This is a genomic window from Protofrankia sp. CiP1_Cm_nod3 (genome assembly GCF_982290655.1).
This window is the reverse complement of record NZ_CEVIVD010000195.1, coordinates 4,944-7,563: the sequence shown is the minus strand read 5'-3', so window position 1 is coordinate 7,563 and position 2,620 is coordinate 4,944. Positions and strand designations below refer to the sequence as shown.

The window sequence follows — 2,620 nt, the reverse complement described above, 5'->3', positions numbered from 1 at the left end:
CCGGCCTTCGCCGCCTTCGGCCGGGACGCCGACGCGCGCCGGGAGCTGTTCACGCAGGCCATCGGCCTGCTGCGGGACCTGCTGCGCGGCGGCGACGTCCCGGGCACCGACGGGCTGCGGCTGCAGCCGCCGGCGCCGACGCTGGCCGGGCGGCTGTGGGACTCCACCGCCAGCGCCGAGGGCGCGACGGCCGCGGCGCGCGCCGGGGACGGGCTGCTGCTCGGCGTCGGGCCCGCCGGGTCGGCGCAGCGCCCGCTGGCCGAAACGTACCTGCGCGCATATGCCGCGGCCCGTTCAGGCGCGACCGCCAGGCCGGACGGGACGGCTTTCGCGGCCGGGACGGCTCACCCCGCCGACGGACCGGGCGGGGACGGCCGATCCGTCGGGACGGTCCGCTCGGGCGCGGCTGCCCGCTCTGCCACGGATAGCCCTTCGGCCACGGACGGCCCTTCCGCCGTGGTTGGCCGCTCGAGGGCGGCAGCCCGGTCGCTGTGTCCGGACGGCTACCCGGCGGCCCGGCTCGCCGTCGCGCACGGTGTGTTCCCCGGGCCCGACCGCCTGGCCGCCCCGCGGGACCTGGCCGCCGACATCGCCCGCTACCGTCCGTACCTGTCCCATTTCGGGCTGCCCGGCACCGCCGACGACGCCGCCGCGCTGGACGCCATGAACGTCCACCACGGCCCGGTCGACGTGATCGTCGAAAGCCTCGCGACGAACCCGGTGGGACCGGGGTTCACGTCCTACTTCATCGCCGCCGTCCAGGGTGAGGCCGGCGAGGCGGCGAGCTTCGACGCGGCGCTGCGCCGCCTGGAGATCATCGGCACCGAGATCGCCCCGGCACTGGGCTGGCGGCCGGCGACCGCCGGCCCCGGCGCTGTCCCCACCCCCGGCCCCGGTCGGCACAGACGCCCAGCCGGACGTCCCTGATCCGCCGACGGCACCGAAGGGCTCCGCGTCGACAACCATTGAACCGCGCCTGTGAGGGAACAGACGGTCGTGACAGCGACCATCTCCATCCTCGCTTTCACGACCGGGCCCCCATGGTGGGACGGGTGGCCGGCCGGGCCACCGCCGCGGCCGGCCCGTCCGTGGGCCCGGACGTGGACACGGGCACAGGCAGGCGTCCCGACCTTGTTGGGACCGGACCGGCAACGGGGAGAGAACCAAGAGAAAAAGAAGCGACAGAAGAACACGACAAAGGCGACGCGGAAAGAAGACGGCGAAGAAAACGGTCACGACCGACACGACGAAGGAGCTGGCGATGCCGCGGGCTGTCCGGTTCGACGGGTACGGCGGGATAGAGGAACTGCGGGTGGTGGACGTGCCGCGGCCGGCGCCCGGGGCGGGTGAGGTCCTCGTCCGGGTGCGGGCCGCCGGGATCAATCCCGGTGAGGCGAAGATCCGTGAGGGGCTGCTGCACGGCCGGTGGCCGGCGACGTTCCCCTCCGGGCAGGGCAGCGATCTGGCCGGAGTCGTCGAGGAGACCGGCCCGCGGGTGACCGGCTTCTCCGTCGGGGACGAGGTCCTCGGGTTCACCAACCGGCGCGCCAGCCACGCCGAGTACGTGGTGGTGGAGGCGGACAACCTCACGGCGAAGCCGGAGAAGATCTCCTGGGAGGTCGCCGGATCACTGTTCGTGGCCGGGACGACGGCGTACGCCGCGGTACGCGCGGTCTCGCCGCGCGGCGGTGACACGGTGGTCGTCTCCGGCGCCGCGGGCGGGGTGGGGTCGATCGCCGTGCAGCTCGCCAGGCTCGCCGGCGGACGCGTGATCGGGATCGCCGGGCCGGCCAACCATCCCTGGCTCGCCGACCACGGGGTGAGCCCGGTCTCCCACGGGGACGGCGTCGCCGACCGCATCCGGCAGGCGGCGGACCATGTCGACGCCTTCATCGACACGTTCGGCCAGGGCTACGTGGACCTGGCGCTCGAGCTCGGGGTGGCCCCCGACCGGATCGACACCATCGTCGACTTCGACGCGGCCGGCCGGCACCGGGTGAAGGCGGACGGCAGCGCGGCGGCGGCCAGCGCCGACGTCCTCGCCGAGCTGGCACACCTGGTGGCCGACGGCCGCCTGGAGGTCCCGATCGCCGGCGCCTACCCGCTGGCCGACGTCCAGGACGCCTTCCGCGAACTCGAACACGGCCACACCCGAGGCAAGATCGTCCTCATCCCCTGACAGCTCGTTTGACAATTTGTTTCCCGGCAACCGGCCAGTCCCGACAACCGGCCAGGGCGCCCGTGCCCGTCACCGACCGGGCAGCGTGATGCCGACGATCTACCGATCGCTGGAACGCAACGCCGGTCAGGTAGCGCGGATCCCATCCACGACCACCCACACAGACCATGATCCAGACAATTTTGTCGTTGTGTACGCTTTTCGTCCGCAAAAGCGTACACAACGACAAACTCGCGCCGATCTTCTCCGGCAGCCGGCACCCATCGAGGTGTGCCACCGTTCGCGGGGATACGTATGGCTACCTGACCGGCACTCTGGGAAAGAGTCGACGTCGGCACCGGCGTGATGCCGTCGGACCTCAGAGCCGGATGTGCTGCGGCGCGGTGTCAGCCCGCATGACTTCACCGAAGGTCGCGGTTGCGGGGAACACGATGCCGCCGT

Annotated in this window: 2 protein-coding genes; both read left to right on the top strand. The window is 72.8% G+C overall.

The window, feature by feature from the left end:
* A partial coding sequence (locus tag AC5LUJ_RS22385; protein ID WP_493465685.1) for an LLM class flavin-dependent oxidoreductase occupies positions 1 to 927 on the top strand: 927 nt, incomplete at its 5' end.
* A 334-nt stretch (positions 928 to 1,261) separates the two neighbouring features.
* Entirely contained in the window at positions 1,262 to 2,179 is a 918-nt protein-coding gene (locus AC5LUJ_RS22380) for an NADP-dependent oxidoreductase (protein ID WP_250292166.1), read from the top strand.
* Positions 2,180 to 2,620 lie beyond the last annotated feature (441 nt).

Excerpts from the sequence above, each read along its gene's own strand:
- AC5LUJ_RS22380 (WP_250292166.1), top strand. The coding sequence starts at position 1,262 with ATGCCGCGGGCTGTCCGGTTCGACGGGTACGGCGGGATAGAGGAACTG.